This is a genomic window from Lentzea sp. NPDC004789, assembly GCF_053601075.1.
Genome location: NZ_JBSGBE010000002.1, coordinates 296280 through 317271, shown reverse-complemented (window position 1 = coordinate 317271; position 20992 = coordinate 296280). Strand labels below are relative to the sequence as shown.

23 protein-coding genes are annotated in these 20992 nt (G+C 71.0%); 11 read left to right on the top strand and 12 right to left on the bottom strand.

Going from position 1 to position 20992, the window contains the following annotated elements:
- Positions 1 to 18 precede the first annotated feature (18 nt).
- Together ACWEIJ_RS05575 and ACWEIJ_RS05570 are read left to right on the top strand one after the other, a co-directional pair.
- Positions 19 to 900, top strand: a complete 882-nt coding sequence (locus tag ACWEIJ_RS05575; protein WP_449836348.1) for a DUF58 domain-containing protein — start codon at positions 19 to 21, stop codon at positions 898 to 900.
- Positions 897 to 1862, top strand: coding sequence for a VWA domain-containing protein (locus ACWEIJ_RS05570; RefSeq protein ID WP_449835973.1), 966 nt, complete (start codon positions 897 to 899; stop codon positions 1860 to 1862). The genes ACWEIJ_RS05575 and ACWEIJ_RS05570 overlap by 4 nt, the downstream gene beginning before the upstream one ends.
- Here the strand turns inward: ACWEIJ_RS05570 and ACWEIJ_RS05565 are convergent.
- The 4 genes from ACWEIJ_RS05565 to ACWEIJ_RS05550 are packed head-to-tail and all read right to left on the bottom strand — an operon-like array spanning position 1859 to position 5213.
- Positions 1859 to 2392 (bottom strand): dihydrofolate reductase family protein, encoded by a 534-nt coding sequence (locus tag ACWEIJ_RS05565; RefSeq protein WP_449835972.1) that lies wholly within the window; start codon positions 2390 to 2392, stop codon positions 1859 to 1861. The two genes, ACWEIJ_RS05570 and ACWEIJ_RS05565, sit on opposite strands and share 4 nt — an antisense overlap.
- Positions 2389 to 3252 (bottom strand): TAXI family TRAP transporter solute-binding subunit, encoded by an 864-nt coding sequence (locus ACWEIJ_RS05560; protein ID WP_449835971.1) that lies wholly within the window; start codon positions 3250 to 3252, stop codon positions 2389 to 2391. Before ACWEIJ_RS05560 ends, ACWEIJ_RS05565 begins: the two co-directional genes overlap by 4 nt.
- Positions 3249 to 4553, bottom strand: coding sequence for a sensor histidine kinase (locus ACWEIJ_RS05555; RefSeq protein WP_449835970.1), 1305 nt, complete (start codon positions 4551 to 4553; stop codon positions 3249 to 3251). The genes ACWEIJ_RS05560 and ACWEIJ_RS05555 overlap by 4 nt, the downstream gene beginning before the upstream one ends.
- Positions 4554 to 5213, bottom strand: a complete 660-nt coding sequence (locus tag ACWEIJ_RS05550) for a response regulator transcription factor (RefSeq protein ID WP_449835969.1) — start codon at positions 5211 to 5213, stop codon at positions 4554 to 4556.
- Between the two features lie 115 nt (positions 5214 to 5328).
- Here ACWEIJ_RS05550 and ACWEIJ_RS05545 point away from each other — a divergent pair, with 115 nt between their 5' ends.
- Positions 5329 to 6618, top strand: a complete 1290-nt coding sequence (locus tag ACWEIJ_RS05545) for an MFS transporter (RefSeq protein WP_449835968.1) — start codon at positions 5329 to 5331, stop codon at positions 6616 to 6618.
- A 51-nt stretch (positions 6619 to 6669) separates the two neighbouring features.
- On the opposite strand, the gene ACWEIJ_RS05540 is transcribed toward ACWEIJ_RS05545, so the two are convergent.
- The 5 genes from ACWEIJ_RS05540 to ACWEIJ_RS05520 are packed head-to-tail and all read right to left on the bottom strand — an operon-like array spanning position 6670 to position 10957.
- Positions 6670 to 7086 (bottom strand): hypothetical protein, encoded by a 417-nt coding sequence (locus ACWEIJ_RS05540; protein ID WP_449835967.1) that lies wholly within the window; start codon positions 7084 to 7086, stop codon positions 6670 to 6672.
- A 1-nt stretch (position 7087) separates the two neighbouring features.
- The gene (locus ACWEIJ_RS05535) at positions 7088 to 7510 is read right to left on the bottom strand and encodes a hypothetical protein (protein WP_449835966.1); all 423 of its coding nucleotides are present in this window, start codon (positions 7508 to 7510) and stop codon (positions 7088 to 7090) included.
- 1 nt (position 7511) lies between these two features.
- Positions 7512 to 7928: a hypothetical protein gene (locus tag ACWEIJ_RS05530; protein WP_449835965.1), complete on the bottom strand. Its 417-nt coding sequence runs from the start codon at positions 7926 to 7928 to the stop codon at positions 7512 to 7514.
- 1 nt (position 7929) lies between these two features.
- The gene (locus tag ACWEIJ_RS05525; RefSeq protein WP_449835964.1) at positions 7930 to 8346 is read right to left on the bottom strand and encodes a hypothetical protein; all 417 of its coding nucleotides are present in this window, start codon (positions 8344 to 8346) and stop codon (positions 7930 to 7932) included.
- A 28-nt stretch (positions 8347 to 8374) separates the two neighbouring features.
- Positions 8375 to 10957: an FAD-binding and (Fe-S)-binding domain-containing protein gene (locus ACWEIJ_RS05520; RefSeq protein WP_449835963.1), complete on the bottom strand. Its 2583-nt coding sequence runs from the start codon at positions 10955 to 10957 to the stop codon at positions 8375 to 8377.
- 109 nt (positions 10958 to 11066) lie between these two features.
- Here ACWEIJ_RS05520 and fabG point away from each other — a divergent pair, with 109 nt between their 5' ends.
- From fabG to ACWEIJ_RS05495, 5 genes are read left to right on the top strand one after another with little or no spacing between them, the layout of a single operon-like run.
- Positions 11067 to 11771, top strand: a complete 705-nt coding sequence (gene fabG, locus ACWEIJ_RS05515) for a 3-oxoacyl-ACP reductase FabG (protein WP_449835962.1) — start codon at positions 11067 to 11069, stop codon at positions 11769 to 11771.
- A gap of 34 nt (positions 11772 to 11805) precedes the next feature.
- Positions 11806 to 12573 carry an enoyl-ACP reductase FabI gene (gene fabI, locus ACWEIJ_RS05510; protein WP_355438920.1) on the top strand — a complete coding sequence of 256 codons (768 nt, stop codon included), beginning with the start codon at positions 11806 to 11808 and terminating at the stop codon, positions 12571 to 12573.
- Between the two features lie 52 nt (positions 12574 to 12625).
- Positions 12626 to 13651, top strand: coding sequence for a ferrochelatase (locus tag ACWEIJ_RS05505; protein WP_449835961.1), 1026 nt, complete (start codon positions 12626 to 12628; stop codon positions 13649 to 13651).
- A gap of 33 nt (positions 13652 to 13684) precedes the next feature.
- Positions 13685 to 14419, top strand: a complete 735-nt coding sequence (locus ACWEIJ_RS05500; protein ID WP_449835960.1) for an ABC transporter ATP-binding protein — start codon at positions 13685 to 13687, stop codon at positions 14417 to 14419.
- Positions 14416 to 15150 (top strand): ABC transporter permease, encoded by a 735-nt coding sequence (locus ACWEIJ_RS05495; RefSeq protein WP_449835959.1) that lies wholly within the window; start codon positions 14416 to 14418, stop codon positions 15148 to 15150. Before ACWEIJ_RS05500 ends, ACWEIJ_RS05495 begins: the two co-directional genes overlap by 4 nt.
- Here the strand turns inward: ACWEIJ_RS05495 and ACWEIJ_RS05490 are convergent.
- Positions 15147 to 15944 carry a hypothetical protein gene (locus tag ACWEIJ_RS05490; RefSeq protein ID WP_449835958.1) on the bottom strand — a complete coding sequence of 266 codons (798 nt, stop codon included), beginning with the start codon at positions 15942 to 15944 and terminating at the stop codon, positions 15147 to 15149. The genes ACWEIJ_RS05495 and ACWEIJ_RS05490 overlap by 4 nt on opposite strands.
- A gap of 61 nt (positions 15945 to 16005) precedes the next feature.
- A complete protein-coding gene (locus ACWEIJ_RS05485; RefSeq protein ID WP_449835957.1) occupies positions 16006 to 16497 on the bottom strand; it encodes a YcxB family protein in 492 nt (163 codons plus the stop codon).
- A 111-nt stretch (positions 16498 to 16608) separates the two neighbouring features.
- Between ACWEIJ_RS05485 and ACWEIJ_RS05480 the strand changes: the two genes are divergently transcribed.
- From ACWEIJ_RS05480 to ACWEIJ_RS05470, 3 genes are all read left to right on the top strand, one after another.
- Positions 16609 to 17997, top strand: a complete 1389-nt coding sequence (locus ACWEIJ_RS05480; RefSeq protein ID WP_449835956.1) for a sigma 54-interacting transcriptional regulator — start codon at positions 16609 to 16611, stop codon at positions 17995 to 17997.
- Positions 17998 to 18007: 10 nt separating this feature from the next.
- Positions 18008 to 19933 (top strand): vWA domain-containing protein, encoded by a 1926-nt coding sequence (locus ACWEIJ_RS05475; protein WP_449835955.1) that lies wholly within the window; start codon positions 18008 to 18010, stop codon positions 19931 to 19933.
- Positions 19934 to 20032: 99 nt separating this feature from the next.
- Complete coding sequence (locus tag ACWEIJ_RS05470; RefSeq protein ID WP_449835954.1) at positions 20033 to 20401, top strand: hypothetical protein; 369 nt, start codon at positions 20033 to 20035, stop codon at positions 20399 to 20401.
- A 32-nt stretch (positions 20402 to 20433) separates the two neighbouring features.
- Here ACWEIJ_RS05470 and ACWEIJ_RS05465 read toward each other — a convergent pair whose 3' ends face one another.
- The gene (locus tag ACWEIJ_RS05465) at positions 20434 to 20970 is read right to left on the bottom strand and encodes a DUF4240 domain-containing protein (protein WP_449835953.1); all 537 of its coding nucleotides are present in this window, start codon (positions 20968 to 20970) and stop codon (positions 20434 to 20436) included.
- Between the last annotated feature and the right edge of the window lie 22 nt (positions 20971 to 20992).

Sequence of the window (20992 nt, the reverse complement as noted above, 5' to 3'; positions counted from 1 at the left end):
GTGCTGCGAGGCGTCCGCATGGAGGCCGCGCTGCGCATGCTGGAGCTCGACGTCCGGCGCCGCCTCGACGGCCTGCTGCAGGGCAACCACCTCGGCCTCGTGCCGGGACCGGGCACCGAACCGGGCGAGGCGCGCACCTACCAGCCCGGTGACGACGTGCGCCGGATGGACTGGGCGGTCACCGCGCGCACCACGGTCCCGCACATCCGCGAGACGGTCGCCGACCGCGAGCTGGAGACGTGGCTCGCGATCGACCTGTCGCCGTCGCTCGACTTCGGCACGGCGGCCTGCGAGAAGCGCGACCTGGCCATCGCCGCGACGGCCGCGGTCGCGCACCTGACGCGCGGTGGCGGCAACCGGATCGGCGCCGCGGTCTCGACGGGCGCGGAGAACGCGCGCATCCCGGCGCGCGGCGGTCTGGCGCACGCGCGGGGCATGATCCGCAAGATCGCGGAGATGCCGCGCGCGGCCGAGGGCACGCGCGGCGACCTGGCGGCGTTGCTGGAGCAGCTGCGCAGGCCACCGCGGCGGCGCGGCCTGATCGTGGTGGTCTCGGACTTCCTCGGCGGCATGGAGTGGCAGCGTCCGCTGCGCGCGTTGTCCGCGCGGCACGACATCGTCGCGGTCGAGATCGTCGACCCGCGTGACGTCGACCTGCCCGAGGTCGGCACCGTCGTGCTGGCCGACCCGGAGAGCGGGCGGCAGCGCGAGGTGACGGCGTCGGCGTTGCTGCGCAAGGAGTTCAACGCGGCGGCCGCCGAGCACCGGGCCGAGGTCGCCGCTGGTCTGCGCCGGGCGGGGGCCGGGCATCTGGTGCTGCGCACCGACTCCGACTGGATCGCGGACACCGTTCGTTTCGTGGTGGCGCGCAAGCGCCGCTGGTCTGGGGGTGTCGCGTGAGCTTCTCGAACTTCGTCGCCCCGTGGTGGTTCCTGCTGCTGATCGCGGTCGCGCTGCTGACCGTCGCGTACGTGTTCGTGCAACGGATGCGGCGCAAGCGGGTGCTGCGGTTCACGAACCTGGAGCTGCTGGAGAAGGTCGCGCCCAAGCGGGAACGCTGGTCGCGGCACGTGCCGGCGGCGTTCCTGCTGGCGGCACTGGCGCTGCTGACCGTGGCGCTGGCCGGGCCGACCTCCGAGCAACGGGTGCCGCGCAACCGGGCGACCGTGATGCTCGTGATCGACGTGTCGCTGTCGATGAAGGCGACCGACGTGAAGCCGTCCCGGCTGGAGGCCGCGCAGGTGGCCGCCAAGTCGTTCGTCGAGGGCCTGACGCCGGGCATCAACCTCGGCCTGATCACGTTCGCCGGGTCGGCCACCGTGCTGGTGGCGCCGACGACGGACCGGGCGGCCGTGTCGCAGTCGATCGACGGGCTGAAGCTCGCCCAGTCGACCGCGACCGGTGACGCGATCATGGCGGCGATGGCGTCGATCGACTCGTTCGGCAAGGTGGTCGGTGGCGCGGAGGGCCCGCCGCCCGCCCGCATCGTGCTGATGTCGGACGGCAAGGAGACCGTCGGCACCAGAAAGGCCTTCGACGCGGCGGACGACGCCAAGAAGGCCGGGATCCCGATCTCCACGATCTCATTCGGCACCGAGGACGGCGTGGTCGACATCGAGGGACGGCAGCAGTCCGTGCCGGTCGACGACGACTCGATGAAGGAGATCGCCAAGCTCTCCGGTGGCGAGTTCTTCAAGGCCGCCACCGCCGAGGAGCTGCGCCGCGTGTACGACACGCTCGGCGAGCAGATCGGCTACGAGAAGAAGCAGGCGGACGCGTCGAAGCCGTGGTTGCTGCTCGGCACCCTCACGGCGATGTTCGCGGCCGCGGCGGCGTTGGTGCTGGGGCAGAGACTTCCCTAGGGCCTGCCGTAGGTCAGCAGCACGACCCCGTTGCCGAACGCCCTGGTGCCCTTGAGCGCCAGGGCGTTCGGCCTCTTGAAGAACGGCGTGCCCGCGCCGAGCGCGACCGGGTTGACGTAGAGCCGGATCTCGTCGACCAGGTCGTGGGCGAAGAACGTGTCCAGCAGGGTGGCGCCGCCGACCATGCTGTCGCCGGGCAGGCCGCGGATCTCGTCCGCGTCGACCTCGGTGCGGGTCTCGCTGTTCCACTCGGTGAACGTCCGCGTCCGGGAGTAGATGATCTTGCGCACGTTCCGCCAGATCGGGGCGAACTCGCGCATCTTCTGCGTGAAGTCGGGCTGCTCCTCGGCGTGCGGCCACGCCTGAAGCATCAGCTCGTGCGTGCGGCGGCCGTCCAGGAGCGCGCTCATCGTCGCCAGGTCGGCGTTGATGTGGTCGTGCATCTCGTCGCTCACGTGGTGCCAGCTGATGTCGTGGCCGGGCCCCTCGAAGAACCCGTCCAGCGAGATCGACGCCATCGTGACGATCATCCGTGCAACCTCCGGTACTCCGCCGCCGCGCCTGGATGTAGAGGTACTTTGCCCGTGTCGATGAGGCTGCGCACGTCGAGGTACTGCGTGCCGAGCGCCTGCTCCGGCACGAGCTGCGCGGCCTTGGCGACCAGGAGCCGCACGACGGCGCCCGCGTACTCGTCGCTCAGGTCCGGCCGGCACACCAGCAGGTTCGGGGTGCCGATCGTCGGGACCTCGACGGGCGAGCCGTACACGCCCATGCGCACGTCCACGCGTTCGTAGACCTTGCCGTAGTCCTGGCGCAGCCTCGGCAGGAAGCCGTCGAGCGGGAGGAGCCGGATGCCACTGGCCCTGCCCAGCTCCGGGGTGGGGACGCCGCCGGACCACAGCAGCGCCGCGATGTCGCCCGCCTTGAGGGCGTCGACGGCGTTGCGCAACGGGTAGTGCTCCGCCCGCACGCCCAGCGCCAGGCGTTCGCCCTGCAGCGCGGCGCCGGACCCGGCCGCGCCCAGGGACACCCGTCTGCCGATCAGGTCGGCCGGGGTGCGGTAGGGGGAGGCGTCGAGCACCACGAGCTGCAGGTAGTTCTCGTAGACGCGGCCGAGGGCGACGATGCCGGACTCCAGGTGGGCGCTGTCGCTCAGCGTCAGGCCCAGGTCGGCGTTGCCCTCGCGGAGGAGCTTGAGGTTGTCGGCGCTGCCGCCGGTCTCCAGCGGGGTGATGGTCAGCGGGCTGGGCGCGAGGCGGTGCAGGAGGGCGGCGAAGTCGTTGTAGAAGCCGCCGGGCTCGCCACCCGCGATGCGGATCGTGCCGCCGGGTTCGGAGGAACCGCAGGCCGTCAGCACCAAGGTGCCCAGCAGGAACGCTCTGCGCTTCACAGCAGCGGCTCCTTCGGCAGTTCGACCGTGACCACCAGGCCGCCGTCCGCGTGCAACCTCAGCGTGCCGTCGTGCGCCGTCACGATCCGTTCCGCGATGGCCAGGCCCAGCCCGGTGCCGCGCTGCGACTCGTCCCCGCGCCAGAACCGCTCGGTGGCGCGCTCGATGTCCTCTTCGGACAGTCCGGGACCGTTGTCCCGCACGGTCAGCGTGGCGCGGTCGCACTCGACCGTCACCTGCGTGCCGCCGTACTTGATGGCGTTGTCCAGCAACACGTCCAGCACCTGCGCCAGGTCCGACACCGCGCACCGCACGAGTCCGGGCGCACGGTCCTCGACGGTGATCGTCACGCCCGTGGCGCGGGCCGCCGCGCGCCACGCGTCGACCCGGTCGTGCGCCACGACCTGCAGGTCGGCCAGCTCGGGTTCGACGCCGCCCGCCGCGCGTTCGGTGGCGGTGCTCTCCGCCGACGCCAGGGCCAGGAGACCGTCCAGCAACGACTCCAGCCGTTCCACCTCGGTGAGCAGCGAGCCGTTGGACGGCAGCATGTCCACGCGCAGCCGCAGCGCGGCCATCGGGTTGCGCAGCTGGTGGGAGGCGTCGGCGATCAGGCGGCGTTGCTGGTCGGCGGCCTCGGCGACGGCGTCGGACATGCGGTTGAACGACTCGGACAACGCGCGCAGCTCGGCCGGTCCGGCGGTGTCGGCGACGTGGGTGCGGCGCTGGCCCTCGGCGACCGCCCGCACGCCCCGGTCGAGCTCCTTGAGCGGCCGCAGCAGCCAGCGGGCGACGACCAGCGCCAGCAGCACGCACGCGCAGGCCGCCAGCAGGGCTCCTGCCAGCACCAACGCCCAGCGTCGCGCCACCTCCAGGGCCGCCACGCGGGTCGACGCCCGCAGCACCACGGCGCCCGCGACCTTCGTGCCGGTGCCGACGGGGCGGGCGAACAGGACGTCGCCGCCGGTCCAGGGCAGGACGGTCGGCACGGGCGCGGCCGGCTGGTTGCGCAGGGCGGCGTCGATCTGGGCGGAGACGTCGGCGGCCTTCATGCCCGCCTCGACGACGGGCTCGCCCGCCGCGGTGACGACCACGACCTCCTCGCCGTAGATCTCGTTGTACCGCAACGCCTCGGACACCACGGCGTCGGCGGGCAGGGTGGCGAAGCGGTCGAGGTCGGCGGTGCGGCTGATCACGAACTGCTGGGTGCGCTCGGAGGCGGTGCTCATCAGCAGCGGCAGGGCGAACGCGGTGACCGCCGACAGGGAGAACAGCAGCAGCACCACCAGAAGCCGTTGCCGCATCTATTCACCGAGCCGGTAGCCGAAACCGCGGATCGTGTGCAGCAGGCCCGGCCGGTCGAGCTTCGCGCGCAACTGCGTCAGGTGGACGTCCAACGTCCGGGAGACCGCCACGAAGGCGTTGCCCCACACCTCGTCCATCAGCTGCTGGCGGCTCACCGCGGTGCCCGGCCGGCGCGCGAGCACCGCGAGCACGTCGAACTCCTTGGTGGTCAACGAGATCTCGCGCCCGCCGACCAGGACCTGACGGCTCTGCAGGTCGATCTCCACATCGGACACCCGCACGACGTCGCCGGGTTCCTGCGCGCGGGCGGCACTGCGCCGGGCCACCGCGTCGATGCGGGCCAGCAGTTCGGCCAGCCGCACCGGTTTGACCAGGTAGTCGTCGGCGCCCAGGCGCAGCCCGCGCACGACGGTCCGCTCGTCGCCGCGGGCGGTCAGCACGAGCACCGGTACCGGGTCGATCCTGCGGAGCTTGCGCAGCACCTCCAGGCCGTCCTGGTCGGGCAGGCCGAGGTCGAGCAGCACCACGTCGGCGTCGCGGTGGGCGATCAGCGCGTCGGCACCCCTGCGCACGCGCACGGGCCGGTGGCCGTTCGCCCGCAGCGCCTCCACCAGGGCGTCGGCGACACCGTCGTCGTCTTCGACCAGCAGCACCCGCATGGGAGAAGTATCGCCCCATGAGGTTGTTTCCGGTGCGCGACGACGCGCCTAAGTGAATGTAAAGAAGACTTCGCCCAGGTTGTGACGGGGACGACAGCCCGAGATGGTGTCCGGCATGACAGTCGTTCAGGAGAAGAGCAGCGAGCGCCGTGTGGTGGCGAACGTGCTGCGTGGGTCGGTGGGCAATCTCATCGAGTGGTATGACTGGTACGCCTACACCGCGTTCAGCATCTACTTCGCGGCGGCGTTCTTCCCCAAGGGCGACCAGACCGCGCAGCTGCTCAACACCGCTGCCGTGTTCGCGGTGGGCTTCCTCATGCGGCCGCTGGGCGGCTGGCTGCTCGGCCGTTACGCCGACCGGCACGGCCGTCGCAGCGCGCTGACGTTGTCCGTCACGCTCATGGCGCTGGGTTCGCTGATCATCGCGTTGACCCCGTCGTACGCCACGATCGGTGTGGCGGCGCCGATCCTGCTCGTGCTCGCGCGGTTGCTGCAGGGCCTGTCGGTCGGCGGTGAGTACGCGACCTCGGCGACCTATCTGTCCGAAGTGGCCTCTCCCGCCCGGCGCGGTTTCTACTCGAGCTTCCAGTACGTGACGCTGACGGCCGGGCAGCTCGTGGCGCTGGGCGTGCAGATCGTCCTGCAGCAGTTCCTGTCCAAGCCCGAGATGTCGGCGTGGGGCTGGCGGATCGCGTTCGTGATCGGCGCGACCGGCGCGATCATCGTGATGTGGCTGCGCCGCGGCATGGACGAGTCGGAGAACTTCGAGCAGCAGAGGACGAACCCCGACAAGGGCACGTTCAAGGCGTTGCTGAAGCACCCCAAGGAGTGCCTGCTCGTCGTCGGCCTCACCCTGGGCGGCACGGTCGCGTTCTACACCTACACGACCTACCTGCAGAAGTTCATGGTGAACACGAGCAAGATCGACGCCGCCACCGTCAGCTGGATCAACTTCGCCGCGCTGCTGGTGTTCGTGGTGCTGCAGCCGGTCGCGGGCGCGCTGTCCGACCGGATCGGCCGCCGCCCGCTGCTGCTCGGGTTCGGCGTGCTGGGCACGCTCGCGACCGTGCCGTTGCTGTCGACGCTGGCGCGCACGTCCGAGGCGTTCCCGGCGTTCCTGCTGATGCTGGGCGGCCTGGTGATCGTCACCGGCTACACGTCGATCAACGCGATCGTGAAGGCCGAGCTGTTCCCGACGAACATCCGCGCGCTGGGCGTCGGCCTGCCGTACGCGCTGACGGTGGCCATCTTCGGCGGCACCGCGGAGTACGTGGCGCTGTGGTTCAAGCAGGCGGGGATGGAGAAGGTGTTCTTCTACTACGTCGCCGGGTGTGTGCTGATCTCGCTGCTGGTCTACGGGTTCATGCGCGAGACCTCGAAGGACTCGGTGCTCGACCGCGACTAGCAGGCCATGCGGAGGGCGGTCATGCGGCGACCGCCCTCCGTTTTCCCCGTCCTAGCAGCGTTCCTCGGTCATGCCGTCGTACCTGTTCGACCCGACGAACACGTGGCCGTAGGCACGGGTGCAGAACTGCAGCGTGTTGGCGCCGCGCGACCACACCTCCTGCTGACCCCGCGCACCGCTGCCGGTGTCGATCTCACCGTCGCTGTCGCGGGTGATGATCGCCACGCTGGCGTCGAAGCCGGGGTGCTTGTCCTTCCACGAGTCCCAGACGTAGATGTAGCCCCAGTTCTTGCCGCAGCCCTTGAACTGCTTGACCGAGGCGACGGTGTCGTTGCCCGACTTGAGGTACTTGGTCGCGCCGATCTGCGTGACGCTGCCGCACCTCGGGTTCGTCTCGGCGTGCGCCGCGCCGGTGAACGTCAGGGCGATCGTGGCCGCGGTCAGCACGACCGCGCTCAGCTTCCTCATGTCAGCAACGCTCCTCGGTTTCGCCGTAGTACGAGCCGCCGTTGCGCATGATCACCGAGCCGTACCCGCGGGTGCAGACGGACAGCGTGTTCGAGCCGGTCGACCACGCCTCCTGGACGCCTTCGGGGGCACCGCCGTAGCCCAGCGGCTCCCCGCTGCTGCGCGTCATGATGCCCGCGGCGGCCAGGAACCTGCTGCCGTGGGCGGCCTTCCACGAGTCCCAGACGTAGGTGTAGCCCCAGTTCTTGTTGCAGCCCTTGAACTGCTTGACCGAGGCGACGGTCTCCCCGCCCGACTTGATGTACTTCGTGGCGCCGATCTGCGTGACCGAGCTGCAGTACGGGCTGGTCTCGGCCTGCGCCGCGCCCGTGAACGTCACGGCGATCGCCGCGGCCGCCAGCACGGCGGCACCGATCTTCCTCATGTCAGCAGCGCTCCTGGGTCTGGGCACCTTCGATGTAGGACTCCGCAACCAGATCGCCCCATCCCCTGGTGCACTTGTCCAGCGTGTCCGTGCCGTACGACCACACCTCCTGCTGGCCGCGCGAGCCCTGCCGGTCGCCGGTCGGGAACTCGGCGCCGCGCACCTGGATCGCGGCAGTGGGGATGTAGTCGCGGTGGTTGGCGCGCCAGGAGTCCCACACGTAGATGTAGCCCCAGTTCTTGCCGCAGCCCTTGAACTGCTTGACCGAGGCGATGGTCGCGCTGCCGTGCTTGACGTACGCCGTGGGGCCGATCTGGGTGACGCTGGAGCACGACGGGTTCGTCTCGGCCTGCGCCTGTCCCGTGAAGCTCAGCGCTACCGCCGCAGCCGCCAGCACGGCGGCACCGATCTTCTTCATGTCAGCAGCGCTCCTCGGTCTCGACACCGTCGTCGTAGGACGACGCCCAGATGGAGCCGTACCCCTTGGTGCACTTGTCGAGCGTGTCCGTGCCGTACGACCACAGCTCCTGCTTGTTCTCGACGCTGTTGTAGCCGCTCGGGAACTCGGCACCGCGGACCTGGACACCGGCGTAGAGCCGGTACGTGCGGTGGTTGGCGCGCCAGGAGTCCCACACGTAGACGTAGCCCCAGTTCTTGCCGCAGCCCTTGAACTGCTTGACCGAGGCGATGGTCGTGCTGCCGCTCTTGAGGTACGCCGTGGCGCCGATCTGGGTGACGCTCGAACACGACGGGTTCGTCTCGGCCTGCGCCTGGCCCGTGAAGCTCAGCGCTACCGCCGCGGCCGCCAGCACGACGGCACCAATCTTCTTCTGCATGCGCACGAGACTGAACGGGACCGGTTAGTCAGCGGTTAATCACACCCAGCCGGGTCGCGAGCACGGTGGCCAGGTGGACCGGCCGCCGGTCGGTGGTGTGGCGGATCTGCGTGCGGCAGCTGAACCCGTCCGCGATGACCAGCGCGTCCTCGTTCGCGCGCAGGGCGGGCAGCAGGTCCTGCTCGGCGCACGCGATCGACACGTCGTAGTGGCCCTGCTCGAACCCGAAGTTGCCGGCCAGGCCGCAGCAGCCCTCGACGACCTTCGGCGCGACGCCCGCCCTGGTCATCGCCTCGCGGTCGGCCTCGAAGCCCAGTTCCGCGTACTGGTGGCAGTGCGTCTGCACCACGGCTTCCCGCGCACCCTCCAGTGAGGGCAGTTTCGGCGCGACGTGCGACGCGAACGTCTGCGTGGCGTCGGCGAGCGCGCGCACCGCCGGGTCGTCGGACAGCTTCGGCGCCTCGGTCTTCAGGAACGCCGTGCAGCTCGGCTCCAGCCCGATCACCGGCACGCCCAGGCTGGTCCACGGCAGCAGCGCGCGGGCGGTGCGTTCGACGACGCGGCGGGCCTTGGCGAGCTGCCCGGTCGAGTGCCACGTCAGTCCGCAGCAGACGTTCGCGGACGGGATCTCGACCCGGTTTCCCAGGTGTGCCAGCACGTTCGCGGCGTCGAGGCCGATGCCCGGCTCGAAGAAGTTCGTGAACGTGTCCGGGAACAGCAGCACCGGATCACCCTCGCCGAGCGGGTGCAGCTGCCGGACCAGGGGAGTGGCCGGGACGGGCAACGAGCGTTCGGGCGTGATGCCCGCGAACCGGGCGAACTGGGCCGTGAACCTGTTGACCAGCCCGTACTTCAGCCACGTCGGCAGCCAGCCCATCGCGTAGTGCGAACGCGGCCGCAACCGTCCCTTGTAGTGCTCGTGCAGGAACTCCGCCTTGTAGCTCGCCATGTCGACGTCGACCGGGCAGTCGCGCTTGCAGCCCTTGCAGCCCAGGCACAGGTCGAGCGCCTCGGCGACCTCGGGCGAGCGCCAGCCGTCCTTGATCACGTCACCGGAGAGCATCTCGAACAGCAGATGCGCTCGCCCGCGCGTCGAGTGCTTCTCCTCGCGGGTGACCCGGTAGCTGGGGCACATCACGCCGCCCGTGGTGTTGAGGCACTTGCCGACGCCCACGCACCGCCGGGTGTCGGCCGCGAACTCCGCCCTGGTCGGGATCCGGGGTGGCGCCACGAGAATCCGCAGGTCGTCGTCGAGCTTGAGCGGCTCGACGATCCGGCCGGGGTTGAGCAGGTCGCCGGGGTCGAACGCGTGCTTGAACCGCCGGAACGCCTCCAGCGCCGCGGGCGGGTACATGCGGCCGAGCAGCTCGGACCGGGCCTGGCCGTCGCCGTGCTCGCCCGACAGCGAGCCGCCGTGGCTCACCACCAGGTCGGCGGCGTCCTGCAGGAACTCGCGGTAGCCGTGCGCGAGGTCGAAGTCGATGCGGACGTGCAGGCAGCCCTCGCCGTAGTGGCCGTAGGTGATGCCGCGCCGGCCGTGCCGGGCGAGCAGCCGGTCGAACTCGCGCAGGTAGGTGCCGAGCCGTTCGGGTGGCACCGCCGCGTCCTCCCAGCCCGACCACGCCTCGCCGCCGTCGGGCATCCGGGTGGCGAGCCCGGCGCCGTCCTCGCGGATCCGCCACAGCGCCCGCTGGTGCGCCGGGTCGTGGATGATCATCGAGTTCTTCGCGATCCTGGCGACGCGTTCCGGGTGGTCCTCGACCTCGACGAACAGCCAGCTGCGGCCTTCCGGCAGGTCGGGACGGGTGCGGACGCTGCGGACCAGCGCCTCGTCGATGCCCTCGACCGCGAGCGCGTCCTCGATCTGCGTGACGTGGTCGGCGGCGGCGTAGGTGTCCGCGAACCCGAGCACGACCAGGATGCGGCGTTCCGGGCGGCGCACGAGCTTCAGCTCGGCGCCCAGCACCACGACGCAGGTGCCCTCGGTGCCGACGAGCTGCTGGGTCAGCGTCGGGGCGTCCAGGGCGTATCCGCTGACCCGGCGGCCCAGCTGCGGGAACCACGCCGGGTCGTAGGCGGGCAGGTCGAACGCGGGCGGGTTCGTGGTGTCGAACGTGCGGCCGTCGGCGGTCAGCACGTGCAGGTTCGCGACGTTCTCGCTGGTCTTGCCCCACTTCACCGAGTGCGCGCCGCACGCGTTGTTGCCGATCATCCCGCCGATGGTGCACCGCGAGTGTGTGGACGGGTCCGGCCCGAAGACGTACTCGCCGGCCCGCGAGTTCACCTGGTCGAGCACCGCGCCGGGCTGCACGAACGCCCGGTCGCCGGAGATCTCGATCGCGTTGAGGTACCGGCTGAAGTCGATCACCAGACCGGTGCCGCACGCGTTGCCCGCGATCGACGTCCCGGCGCCGCGGCTGGTGACCGGCACGCGGTGCTCGGCGGCCAGTGCCACAGCGGCCCCTACCGCGCCGGGCGTGCGCGGGCGGATGATCACCCGTGGCACGTGCCGGTAGTTCGACGCGTCCGCCGAGTACAGGGCCCGGCTCGCCGGGTCGTCGAGTACGTCGCCGTCCACGTGACGGCGGAGTTGATCGAGAAAGGCCCGCATCACCCGATCATGCCCGGATGGATGTGACATGGCTTGCGCCGATACCGGTCTACCTGCCGGTAGCCGATAGCCTCACCCGGTCAACCAGCAGCGATCGCAGGGAGAGCTAGTGAGTCGGTCCGTTCTGGTCACCGGAGGCAACCGCGGCATCGGCCTCGCCATCGCGCGGGCGTTCGCCGCGCAGGGCGACAAGGTCGCGGTGACCCACCGCGGGTCCGGCGCTCCCGAAGGCCTGCTCGGCGTGAAGTGCGACGTGACGAACTCGGAGGAGATCGACGCCGCCTTCACCGAGGTCGAGGCCGCGCACGGCCCCGTCGAGGTGCTGGTCTGCAACGCGGGCATCACCCAGGACACGCTGCTGCTGCGCATGAGCGAGGAGCAGTTCACCCAGGTCGTCGACGCGAACCTGACCGGCGCGTTCCGGTTCGCCCAGCGCGCCTCCCGCGGCATGCTGCGCAAGAAGTTCGGTCGCATCGTCTTCATCTCGTCCGTCGTGGGCCTCACCGGTGGCGCCGGTCAGGTCAACTACGCCGCGTCCAAGGCGGGCATGGTCGGCATGGCGCGCTCGATCGCGCTGGAGCTCGGTTCGCGCAACATCACCGCGAACGTCGTCACGCCCGGTTTCATCACCACGGACATGACCGCCGAGCTGCCCGAGGCGGTCCGCGAGGCGGCGCTCAAGCAGATCCCGGCCGGTCGCTACGGCGCGGCCGACGAGATCGCGCGCGCCGTCACGTTCCTCGCGGCCGACGAGGCGGGCTACATCAACGGTGCCGTGCTGCCGGTCGACGGCGGCCTCGGCATGGGCCACTGACGGTTTTGTTGTTCTCGGGAAAGGGTTGGATCAAGTGACCGGACTGCTCGAAGGCAAGCGACTGCTGATCACCGGTGTGATCACCGACGCGTCGATCGCCTTCCACGTCGCACGCGTCGCCCAGGAGCAGGGCGCCGAGGTCGTGCTGACCGGGTTCGGCCGGATGAGCCTCGTGCAGCGCATCGCCCAGCGCCTGCCCAAGCCCGCGCCCGTGGTCGAGCTCGACGTGCAGAACCAGGAGCACCTGGACACGCTGGCCGACCGCGTCCGCGAGCACGTCGACGGCCTCGACGGTGTCGTGCACGCCATCGGCTTCGCCCCGCAGAGCTGCCTCGGCGCGCCGTTCATGGACGCGCCGTGGGAGGACGTCTCGGTCGCGATGCACGTGTCGGCGTACTCCTACAAGGCTCTCGTGGCGGCTGTGCGCCCGTTGCTGTCGCACGGCTCGTCGGTCGTCGGTCTCGACTTCGACGCCCGTCAGGCGTGGCCCGCCTACAACTGGATGGGCGCGGCGAAGGCGGCGTTCGAGTCGATCAACCGCTACATGGCGCGCGACCTCGGCCCGGACGGCATCCGCGTGAACCTGATCTCGGCCGGTCCGGTGCGGACCATGGCCGCGAAGTCCATTCCCGGTTTCTCGGAGCTGGAGAAGATGTGGGGCGAGAAGGCTCCGCTGTCGTGGGACGTCGACGACCCGACGCCGGTCGCGAAGTCGGTGTGCGGCCTGCTGTCCGACTGGTTCCCGGCCACCACGGGCTCGATGGTGTTCGTCGACGGCGGGGTGCACTTCCTCGGTCTCTGACGTCACATCGGCTCGTCGTGTGAGCCGGTTCGGCGTCTGATTGGATGGGGCGGTGAGTTTCGATGCGCTGCTCTGGTTGTCCTTCGGTGGGCCAGAGGGTCCCGAGGACGTCCGCCCCTTCCTGGAGAACGTGGTCCGCGGACGTGGCGTGCCGCCGGAGCGGCTGGACGAGGTCGAGGCCCACTACCAGCACTTCGGCGGCGTGTCGCCGATCAACCGCCTGAACCTCGAGGCGATGGAAGCGGTGCGCGCCACCGGTTTCGAGCTGCCGATCTACTTCGGCAACCGCAACTGGCACCCCATGGTCGAGGACACCGTCGCGCAGATGAAGGCCGACGGCGTCAAGCGCGCTCTGGTGTTCCCGACGAGCGCGTACGGCGGCTATTCCGCGTGCCGTCAGTACGACGAGGACATCGTGCGGGCGCTGCGGGCCGTGCCGGACGGCCCCGAACTGGTGAAGCTGCGCCAGTTCTTCGACCACCCGCTGTTCATCTCCGCGTTCGCCGACGGTGTGCGCGAGGCCGCGAAGACGGTGTCGGGCCAGTACCGGCTCGTCTTCACCGCGCACTCGGTGCCGGTGTCCGCGGACAAGGCCGCCGGCCCGCCCGAGGAGGGTGGCTACCGCTACTCGCGCCAGGTCGTCGAGGCCTCACGCCTGGTCGCCGCCGAGCTGGGCGTCACCGAGTACGACGTGGTGTGGCAGTCGCGGTCCGGCCCGCCGCAGATCCCGTGGCTGGAGCCCGACATCGTCGACCACATCGACGCGTTGCACGCCAAGGGCGTCACGGGTGTCGTGGTGTGCCCGATCGGGTTCGTGTCCGACCACCTCGAGGTCGTGTGGGACCTCGACACCGAGGCCCGTGAGCGGGCCGCCGAGCTGGGCATGGAGTTCGCGCGTGCCGCCACGCCGAACTCGGACCCGCGCTTCGCCGAGCTCGTCGTGGAGCTGGTCGCGGAGCACACCGAGGGCGTGCCCGCGCGGAAGCTCTCCGAGTTCGTGGCCGCGGGGTGCACGGTGAACGGCGCGCCGTGTGCGCCGCTGTGTTGCGAACCGGTCAAGAGGCCGGTCCGAGCCTAGACAGGGCTTTTTCAACGGGCGAAGAATTGGGGTATGACCAGTTCCGCGCCGATTTCTGGGGCCGTCGAGGTCACCGGGCTCCGGGTGCACCGGGGCAAGCGTCTGGTCCTGCGGGATGTGAGCTGCTCGATCCCGCGGGGCAGTGTCACCGGGCTGCTGGGCCCGTCCGGCTGCGGCAAGACCACCCTGATGCGCTCGGTCGTGGGCGTGCAGATCGTCTCGGGCGGGTCGGTGACGGTGCTCGGCTCGCCCGCCGGCAGTCCCGGCCTGCGCGACCGCATCGGGTACGCGACCCAGAGCCCCTCGGTGTACGCGGACCTGACCGTCGCCGAGAACCTCCGCTACTTCTGCGCCGTGCTGCGCGCGCCCAGGTCCGACGTGCCGCGGGTGATCGACGAGGTCGGGCTGGGCGGTCACGAGTCGCAGCTCGTGTCCTCTTTGTCCGGTGGTGAGCTGTCCCGGACGAGCCTGGCCGTCGCGTTGCTCGGCAGGCCCGAGCTGCTCGTGCTCGACGAGCCGACGGTCGGTCTCGACCCGTTGCTGCGTGACGAGCTGTGGACGTTGTTCCGCTCGTTGGCCGCGCGCGGTGTCACGTTGTTGGTCTCCAGCCATGTGATGGACGAGGCCGCTCGTTGCGAACGTCTGTTGCTGATGCGTGACGGCGAGCTGCTGGCCGACTCCTCGCCGGACGCGCTGCTCGCCGAGACCGGCACCCACGACCTCGAACAGGCGTTCCTGTCGCTGGTCCGGGCGAAGGAGGCAGCGTGAACACGTCGATCCTGCTGGCCACGACCGCGCGGATCCTCAACCAGTTCCGGCACGATCGCCGCACCGTCGCCCTGATGGTGCTGATGCCGTCGCTGCTGCTGATCCTGCTGCGGTTCGTCTTCAACTCCGAGGCCGCCTTCAGCCGTGCCGCGCCGGCGCTGCTGGCGGTCTTCCCGTTCGCGATCATGTTCATCGTCACGTCGATCACGACCTTGCGCGAACGCACGACGGCGACGCTGGAACGGCTGATGACCATGCCGATCGGCAAGCTCGACCTGCTGTTCGGCTACGCGCTGGCGTTCGGCGTCGTCGCGCTCGTGCAGGTGCTGGTCGCCGTCGGCCTCTCGCTGACGTGGCTGGGCCTGGAGATCGGCGGCTCGGTGTGGCTGCTGGTCGTGATCGCGGGCCTGGACGCGTTGCTGGGCACGGCTTTGGGGCTGTTCGCGAGCGCGTTCGCCCGCACGGAGTTCCAGGCCGTGCAGTTCATGCCGTTGTTCGTCATGCCGCAGGTGTTGTTGTGCGGGCTGTTCGCGCCGCGTTCGTCCATGACGACCGTGCTGGAATGGCTGTCCAACGTCATGCCGTTGTCGTACGCGGTCGACGCGCTCACGGCCGTGACGACGTCGAGCGAGATCACCGGCGAGCTCGTGCGCAACCTCGTGATCGTGGCCGCGTGCGGGCTGCTGGCGCTGGTGCTCGGCGCCGTGACGCTGCGGAGGCGGACGCCTTAGTGCCGACCGGCACCCGTGTCGGCGAGCACCCGCACGGCCTCATCGACCGCGGCACAGCGCGCCCGCCGCACCGCCTCCGACACCGGCTTGAGCGCGTCGGTGCGCGCGCTCATCGCCGACGCCGACATCGCGCCACCCGGCGCGTCCGAACGCGCCACGGACAGGATCGCGTCGACCTCGGCGGCACGCTGCAGCACGCGCAAAGCCCGCGGCGGCATCGCGTCCGGCCACGGCAGGTGTGAGTTCGCGGCGGCCAGGTCGGTGATCTCCTTGCGCACGTTCGGGCGGTGCTTGGCCACGTCGAGGGACGCCAGGGCGGCGGTCGCCTCGCGCAGGGCGGCGCCCAGGCCGTGCTCGGCCTCGCCGATCGGGATGTGCTCCAGGCCGTTGGACGACGGCAGGTCGAACACCGTCCAGCGCATGACGCCGTCGGCCACGATCTTCGGCACCAGGCCGACGTGCACGGACGGGATCACGAGTGCCTCACCGGAGCGCAACGCGCAGGTCGAGAGCGGTCCTTTGCCGCCGAGGCCGCGGACGTCGCCGGGAATCGGCAACGCGAGCCGCGCCGAGGTCGCGCCCGCGCGCCGCAGGGCGGCCAGCAGCAGGGCGGGGCCCACCGGGGCCTCGTCGGGACCGGGGAGGTCGAGCGCCGTGGCGGTGCCGTCGTCGTCGGCGACCACCTCGTGCTGCTCGGCCCACGTGTGCAGGGCGTCGAGGACGTCGTCGGAGGCGGCCAGACCGTGCAGCCATCCCGACGTCCACACGACCAGCGTGGCACTCGCACAGGACACGCCGACGAGATTACGTGGCGATGCCCCGGCAGCCCCACCCGGTGTGCCCGATCCGAGACACCTACTTGCCGGGACCGATGTGTTGCTCGAGCAGCGCCCGGAACGACGTGCGGTCCTCATCGGACGCGAACGCCCGGTGCGGCACGGACAACGACGCCGCGCCCCCGTCCAGCGTCTCCAGCACGAAACCCTGCCGCGTCTCGGTCCAGGCCGGCAGCTCGTCCCAGACGATCTCCTCGCGCACCGCGTGGCCCACGGCCATCCGGAACGACTGGTCGTCCGCGCTGCCCACCACGGTCCGGCTGATCATCTCGTCGGACGAGAACCGCCACCACACCGCGACGGGCTCCATGAACCCGATGACCAGCGCGCACACGAGGCCGAACACCGCCGCGGGAACCATGCCGTCGAAGCCGAACAGGAGCACGAGCGAGAACACGCCCAGTGCGAGCGCGAACCACGGCGCCCACCGGAACATCGGCACCATCGCCCGCAGGCTGGCCCGCCAGTCCGCCGGAGACGGCGCCCACTTGAAATCAACACAGTTGCTCATCGCCCCGCATTGTCCTGCACGCGCAGGCCGCGGACCCGGCGGATCGCGAAACTGCGGGGCTGGAGTCGCTCCACGTCGACGGGTCCTGATTCGGTGCGTAGCGTCGTCTGCGTGACCCAGAACCTGGCCCGCACGGCGGGCGAACTGCGCGCCGCCGGGCACCTGCCGCGCGGCGTCAAGACCGAGATCAGGGAGAACCTCCTCGCGGCCCTGCGCGAGGGGCGCAACCCGTGGCCCGGCATCGTCGGGTTCGACCGCACGGTGCTCCCGCAGCTGGAACGCGCGCTGCTGGCAGGCCACGACGTCGTCCTGCTCGGTGAGCGCGGTCAGGGCAAGACCCGTCTGTTGCGCACCCTGGTGTCGTTGCTCGACGAGTGGACGCCCGTCATCGAGGGCTCCGAGCTGGGCGAACACCCGCTCGACCCGATCACGCCCGAGTCGCGGCGGCGCGCCGCCGAGCTCGGCGACGACCTGCCGGTGGTGTGGCGGCACCGCGACGAGCGCTATGCCGAGAAGCTCGCGACGCCCGACACGTCCGTCGGTGACCTGGTCGGCGACGTCGACCCGGTGAAGGTCGCCGAAGGCCGGTCGCTGGGCGACCCGGAGACGATCCACTACGGCCTGCTGCCGCGCGCCCACCGGGGCATCATCGCCATCAACGAGCTGCCCGACCTGGCCGAACGCATCCAGGTCGCGCTGCTGAACGTGATGGAGGAGCGCGACATCCAGGTCCGCGGCTACACGCTGCGCCTGCCGCTGGACGTGCTGCTGGTGGCCACCGCGAACCCCGAGGACTACACGAACCGCGGCCGCATCATCACGCCGCTCAAGGACCGCTTCGGCGCCGAGGTGCGCACGCACTACCCGTTGGAGGTCGACGCCGAGGTGGACCTGGTCCGCCAGGAGGCCGACCTCGTCGCCGAGGTGGGCGACCACCTGCTGGAGATCATCGCTCGCTTCGTGCGCCACCTGCGCGAGTCGTCGTCCATCGACCAGCGTTCCGGCGTCTCCGCCCGCTTCGCCGTCGCGGCGGCGGAAACCGTTGCGGCGTCGGCACTTCGCCGTTCCGCGCTGATCGGTGAGACGCCCGCGATCGCCCGTCCGGTCGACCTGCAGTCGGTGCCGGACGTGCTGCGCGGCAAGCTGGAGTTCGAGGCGGGGGAGGAGGGGCGCGAGGACGAGGTGCTCGTGCACCTGCTGCGCCGCTCGATCGCCGACACCGCGCGCGCCCGCCTGGCCGGGCTGAACCTCCGCGCGCTGGCCGAGGTCGTCTCGGACGGCCACCCGGTCGCCACGGGTGACCGCGTGCACGCCGGCGACCTGCTGGCCGCCCTGCCGGAGCTGCCGATCCTGCACGAGGTGGCGGCACGGATGGGCGCGGGCCCGAAGGACCCGGTCGGCCGCATCGCCTCCGCCGTCGAGCTGGCGCTGGAGTCGCTGTACCTGACGCGCCACCTGGCGAAGTCCTCGGACGACGACGATCGAGCGGTGTACGGATGAGGTATCGCCCATGAGGTATCGCTACGGACGCTGGAGCGGGGGCGCCGACCCGTTGGCGCCGCCCGTGGACCTGCGTGCGGCCGTCGACGAGCTCGGCCGCGAGATCATGGAGGGCGCGTCGCCGTCGGCCGCTCTGCGCGAGCTGCTGCGCCGCGGCGTCGACGGCACGCGCGGCCTGGACGACCTGACGTCGCGGCTGTGGCAGCGCCGTGCCTCGATCCAGCGCCGGCACCGGCTGGACGGCACGTTGTCCGAGGTCCGCCGGTTGCTGGACGAGGCTCTTTCGGCTGAGCGCCGGGCGTTGTTCCCGGACCCGTCCGACGACGCGCGCTTCCGCGAGGCCCAGCTCGACGCCCTGCCTCCGGGCACCGCCGCGGCCGTGCAGGAGCTGTCGTCCTACGACTGGCGTTCGTCCGAGGCGCGGTCCGCGTTCGAGCAGATCCGCGAGCTGCTCGGCCGTGAGCTGCTGGACCAGCGCTTCCAGGGCATGAAGGAAGCGCTGTCCAATGTGGACTCCGACGACGTCCGCCGGATCCAGCGGATGCTGCGCGACCTGAACTCGCTGCTCGAAGCGCACGCGGCCGGTTCGCCGGACACCCCGCGGCTGTTCGGCGACTTCATGCGCAAGCACGGCGAGTTCTTCCCGGAGAACCCGCGCAACGTCGACGAGCTGATCGACGCGCTGGCGGCCCGTTCGGCGGCCGCGCAACGCATGATGAACTCGATGACCGAAGCCCAGCGGGCCGAGCTGGCCGCGTTGTCGCAGCAGGCCTTCGGCGGCATCGGCGCACAGTTGTCCACTTTGGACTCACTGCTGCAGCGGCTGCGTCCGGGCGAGGACTGGACGTCGTCCGCGCGCTTCCGCGGCCAGGACCCGCTGGGCCTGGGCGAGGGCGCGCAGGCGATGGCGGACCTGGCCGAGCTGGACGCGCTGGCCGAGCAGCTCGGCCAGTCGTATCCGGGCGCCCGCCTGGAGGACATCGACCTGGAGGCCCTCGAACGCCAGCTGGGCGAGTCGGCATCGGTCGACGCCCGCCGGCTGGCCGAGCTGGAGAAGGCGCTGCGCCAGCAGAACATCCTGGAACGCGCCCCGGACGGCTCGCTCCGGCTGACCCCGAAAGCCCTGCGCCGCCTGGGCGAGACCGCGCTGCGCGGCGTCGTCGACCAGCTGCGCTCCTCGCAGGGATCCCGCGACACCGTCTCCGCCGGCGCCGCGGGCGAGCTGATCGGCTCGACCCGCCCCTGGCAGTTCGGCGACACCGAACCCTGGGACGTCCCCCGAACCCTGCGCAACGCCGTGCTGCGGTCGGGCTCCATGTCGCTGGACGTGGTCGACCTGGAGGTCTCCGAAACCGAACACCGCACGCGCGCGGCCGTCGCACTGTGCGTGGACACGTCCTGGTCTATGGTGCAGGACGGCCGTTGGGTGCCGATGAAACGCACGGCGCTTGCCCTGCATCACCTCGTGCGCACCCGTTTCCGCACCGATGCCTTGCAGCTGGTGACGTTCGGCCGTTACGCCGAGGCCGTGGACATCGGTCAGCTCACGGCGCTCGAGGGCGTGTGGGAACAGGGCACGAACCTGCACCACGCGTTGTTGCTGGCGGGCCGGCACGTGCGCCGGCACCCCGATGCCCAGCCCGTGGTGCTGGTGGTGACCGACGGCGAGCCCACCGCACACCTGGAGCCCGAGGGCGACGCGGAGTTCAACTACCCGCCGCTGCCCCGGACGCTGACGAAGACGCTGAACGAGGTGGACGCCCTGGCCCGGCTCGGGGCGACGATCTCGGTGTTCAAGCTGGGCGACGACCCCAGGCTGGCGGCGTTCGTCGACATCGTGGCGCGGCGGGGCGGTGGGCGCGTGGTGTCGCCGGACGAGGACGGGCTGGGTGCCGCGGTGGTGAGCGACTACCTGAGGTCGCGGCGTCGGCGGTGAGGCGGCTTGGTGTCGTGGTCGGCGATTGCGTGGGGTTGCGGAGACGGCGGTGCGGGCGTTTGGTGTCGTGGTGGGCGACTGTCTGACGTCTCGGCGCCGATGACCCCGTCGCTGCGCCGCTTCCTCGCGGCCGTCGTGCTGAGCGGCGTGCCGTCGACCGTCCACGCGCTGGCGACCGGCGACGACCCGTTGCGCGCCACCAAAGCCGCAGGGTCGTTGGTCGGCGGCGGTGCCGGTGCGGGCGTGGCGGTGCATCTGGCCGTGTCGGCCTGGTGGGCGTTCGTGCTCACGCGGCTCCACGTGCGGGGTGCGGTGGGTGGCGCGGTGGCCGGGCTGCTGATCGCGGCGCTCGACCTGGAGGTCATCGGGCGGCGCAACGTACGGCTGCGAGCGTTGCCGAAGGTTCCGCAGTGGCTGGACCACGTGGCGTTCGGCGTGCTGATCGCAGGTCCGCGCGGGCGTTCCTGAGCGCACACCGCCGGTCCGTGCGGAACAGGCGCTCAGGCCGCGAACAGCGCGGCCAGCCGGGGGAGGCGGGCGGCCAGCTCGGCGCCGTCGTCGAAGTCGAAGTCCCAGTCCGGGTCGAGCTCCGGGTAGTCGATGGTGAAGGCGTCCTCCGGGAGTTTCATGCCGGTGGCGGCCAGGTGGGCGTCCCAGGCGATGTGCAGGGCGGCCTCGCATTCGAGCTCCGCGCCGGACTCGGCGGCCGCCACCACGGCCGGTGAGGCGGCGAGGGAGTCGGGGTCGGCGAGGGCTGACTCGAAGACCGGCCGGCCGCAGGTCAGCAGCCAGCCGCGGAAGTAGTCGAAGCCGTCGTCCGAGCAGCCGCCGTTGATCAGGTAGGCGGCGGCCCACAGCGGGTTGCGGTACGAGTGCGTCAAGAGGTCCCACAGGATCTGCTGGGCCGCCACGATCTCCGCGGGCGGCCTGGTCGCCAGCAGGGCTGTGGCGGCGGACGCCACGGCGTCGGCGTCGGACGGGTCGGCGACGGCGGTGCGGGCGTCGGCGATCAGGGTCCAGAAGGTGTTCGGGTCCACGTGACGGAGCTTGGCAGAGGGG

Excerpts from the sequence above, each read along its gene's own strand:
- ACWEIJ_RS05485 (WP_449835957.1), bottom strand. The coding sequence starts at position 16,497 with ATGAGCAACTGTGTTGATTTCAAGTGGGCGCCGTCTCCGGCGGACTGG.
- ACWEIJ_RS05540 (WP_449835967.1), bottom strand. The coding sequence starts at position 7,086 with ATGAGGAAGCTGAGCGCGGTCGTGCTGACCGCGGCCACGATCGCCCTG.
- ACWEIJ_RS05555 (WP_449835970.1), bottom strand. The coding sequence starts at position 4,553 with ATGCGGCAACGGCTTCTGGTGGTGCTGCTGCTGTTCTCCCTGTCGGCG.
- ACWEIJ_RS05535 (WP_449835966.1), bottom strand. The coding sequence starts at position 7,510 with ATGAGGAAGATCGGTGCCGCCGTGCTGGCGGCCGCGGCGATCGCCGTG.
- ACWEIJ_RS05500 (WP_449835960.1), top strand. The coding sequence starts at position 13,685 with ATGACCAGTTCCGCGCCGATTTCTGGGGCCGTCGAGGTCACCGGGCTC.
- ACWEIJ_RS05530 (WP_449835965.1), bottom strand. The coding sequence starts at position 7,928 with ATGAAGAAGATCGGTGCCGCCGTGCTGGCGGCTGCGGCGGTAGCGCTG.
- ACWEIJ_RS05545 (WP_449835968.1), top strand. The coding sequence starts at position 5,329 with ATGACAGTCGTTCAGGAGAAGAGCAGCGAGCGCCGTGTGGTGGCGAAC.
- ACWEIJ_RS05565 (WP_449835972.1), bottom strand. The coding sequence starts at position 2,392 with ATGATCGTCACGATGGCGTCGATCTCGCTGGACGGGTTCTTCGAGGGG.
- ACWEIJ_RS05525 (WP_449835964.1), bottom strand. The coding sequence starts at position 8,346 with ATGCAGAAGAAGATTGGTGCCGTCGTGCTGGCGGCCGCGGCGGTAGCG.
- ACWEIJ_RS05520 (WP_449835963.1), bottom strand. The coding sequence starts at position 10,957 with ATGCGGGCCTTTCTCGATCAACTCCGCCGTCACGTGGACGGCGACGTA.
- ACWEIJ_RS05575 (WP_449836348.1), top strand. The coding sequence starts at position 19 with ATGGAGGCCGCGCTGCGCATGCTGGAGCTCGACGTCCGGCGCCGCCTC.
- ACWEIJ_RS05550 (WP_449835969.1), bottom strand. The coding sequence starts at position 5,213 with ATGCGGGTGCTGCTGGTCGAAGACGACGACGGTGTCGCCGACGCCCTG.
- ACWEIJ_RS05475 (WP_449835955.1), top strand. The coding sequence starts at position 18,008 with ATGAGGTATCGCTACGGACGCTGGAGCGGGGGCGCCGACCCGTTGGCG.
- ACWEIJ_RS05470 (WP_449835954.1), top strand. The coding sequence starts at position 20,033 with ATGACCCCGTCGCTGCGCCGCTTCCTCGCGGCCGTCGTGCTGAGCGGC.